Below are 2,116 nucleotides of genomic sequence, written 5' to 3'. Positions count from 1 at the left end.
ATGATATTAATTATAATAGGGCACTAACATGTGCATATTTAATTGGTGGATCAGCTATAGCTGGTGCATTAGGTGGTGCATTAGGTGGACTTGTAGGATCTCTTTCTGGTGGAGCAACTTCATGCCGTACCTCATATTATAATCCAAGAGCTCCATCTAATGCCGAGATTGTAGAAAATGGTATACGTAAAGTAGTCTTCGTCTGATTGTACTTAGGGCAACGTTAACATACTATTATAAATTTGAGGTGTATTTTTTATACTTAAAATACACTTCAATAATATTTTTTTTAAAAAATAAGTATTTTTCATTGCTTTTTAGTGAAAAGAGTATTTATTTGGGTTTTGTTTTTTTTGATTGTTGAGTTAGGCTCTGTCTAAAATTGTCATGATGTTGCATCGATTTTTTGGTTGTTGGAGTGATTTTGGAATTTGTTTTGTTCATTGTATAAAACATTTCTTTCAATCCATCTGATTTTTTGTAGTCTTATCCATCTTATTAATCCTTTCCTTGTTCGATATATTCTTTTTATATGGCTTGGGAGGGTTATTTTGAAGTATCCTTCGATTTTGTTGTTTGTTCTGGGTATTTGTGGGTTTTTGTAGTATTCTAGTGTTTTGTTGAATTTTTTGTTTAGATTTTTTAGGTATTTTTGTGTATTATCGTCAAATTGGTCTAGTTGGTGGTATATTGTTTTGAATCTTCTTTTTACTGCTTTTTCGTTGTCGGTATCGTATATGTTGGATATTCTTTCGTTGATTTTTTCTTGTTCTTTTAGTTCTTTTCTTTTTTGTTTTCGTTCGTTTCTGTATTTTCTGTTGTCTTGGGTTAATTTTTTTTCGTTTTTTGATTCTTCTTTTTCTTGTTGTTTCTTTATTTTATACTCTATTGGGTAATCCTTTGCTGTATTCTTTTAGTTTGGTTATTCTTTCTTCGTTTTCTTTTATTTTTGTTTCTAGTGTTTGTATTCTTCTTTTAATTTTGTTCATTTTTTTGTAGGATTTGTCGTTGTGGTGTTTGATGATGTGGAATATGCAGAATTGGTGTTTTATGCAAATTAGTTCTATTATTGGTGGATACATCATATGGCAGTCAGTTATCAGGATTTTTTTAGGTAATCCTTCTAATGAGTATTTTAAAAAGATTTCTACAAATTCTTTGTTGAAATCTTCTTGATAGATTACTTGATCATTGATTATTAGGTTTGTTACGGCATCGATAATTGCTAATCCAACTGCAGCTACTCCATTTTCATGTAAAAATTCTTCATCATAGTGATAAATACCACTGGGTTCGATTTTTGTTTCTTTTATGAATTTTTGAAGGTTTTCTTCTTTTTGTGTGATGAATGATTTATCGTATGTTGATTCGTGATAATATACTGTTTAGCGGTTTAATTTTATTTTATTTTCGAGTTTGATTACACGTGTATAATTAGAGTATCTTTTGATGAAATTTTCCAAACTTGTGAAATGTGTTTTTCCACATTCTGGGCAAATGTATTGTTTTTTGCGTATACCTTCCCATTTGTTAGGTTTAGCAGATCTAGAACCATTGCTGTTCATTGAAATGTCACATTTTGGACATATTGGTCTTTCATATTCATAATAAACAATTTCCGTATAATAATCTCTGTAATACTCTTGGAAAAATCCCAAATCGTCAGGACTGATTAAATTACACACATTCAATTGATCAGATTCAATAAAATACAAAGGTTTATTTAAAATGTCAACAATATTATAACTTGTAAGGGAGTTTATTGAGATCATATATAATAATATCCCCTTTACATTATTTATATGCTTCTATTTTTAAAATAACCACATTTAAACACTTAAATTTACTGTAATTTGCTATTTCACCAACTTATAGAAAAATTTACATCCAAGTAACTCCATGAATATAAAATGAATAGGGTTCCATTAAAATAAAACTTACACAAAAAACATTAAATTTAATCAACTGAAAAACACGATTTAATCAATTTAAAAACCAAACAATAATCAATTTTTAATATTGTCATTTAATTAATTGCAAAATTCAATATGAAAATGCAACAGTTCACTGATGATGAAATAAAGTATCTGTTATCATGACAATTTTAGACAGAGCC

The 2,116-nt window shown here is 28.4% G+C and carries 2 protein-coding genes; one reads left to right on the top strand and one right to left on the bottom strand.

The features are described 5' to 3' along the window. The coding region (locus QZU75_RS12730) for a hypothetical protein (protein ID WP_296884206.1) at window positions 1-206 on the top strand (206 nt) is incomplete at its 5' end. A 1,179-nt stretch (window positions 207-1,385) separates the two neighbouring features. Here QZU75_RS12730 and QZU75_RS12725 read toward each other — a convergent pair. Further along, entirely contained in the window at window positions 1,386-1,772 is a 387-nt protein-coding gene (locus QZU75_RS12725; protein ID WP_296884205.1) for a hypothetical protein, read from the bottom strand. Window positions 1,773-2,116 lie beyond the last annotated feature (344 nt).

Source organism: uncultured Methanobrevibacter sp. (assembly GCF_902764455.1).
GTDB lineage: Archaea > Methanobacteriota > Methanobacteria > Methanobacteriales > Methanobacteriaceae > Methanocatella.
Note: the sequence above shows the minus strand (reverse complement) of the source record. Positions and strands in the feature narration are given on the sequence as shown.

Coding starts and splice junctions, on each gene's coding strand:
- QZU75_RS12725 (WP_296884205.1), bottom strand. CDS start 1,772: ATGATCTCAATAAACTCCCTTACAAGTTATAATATTGTTGACATTTTA.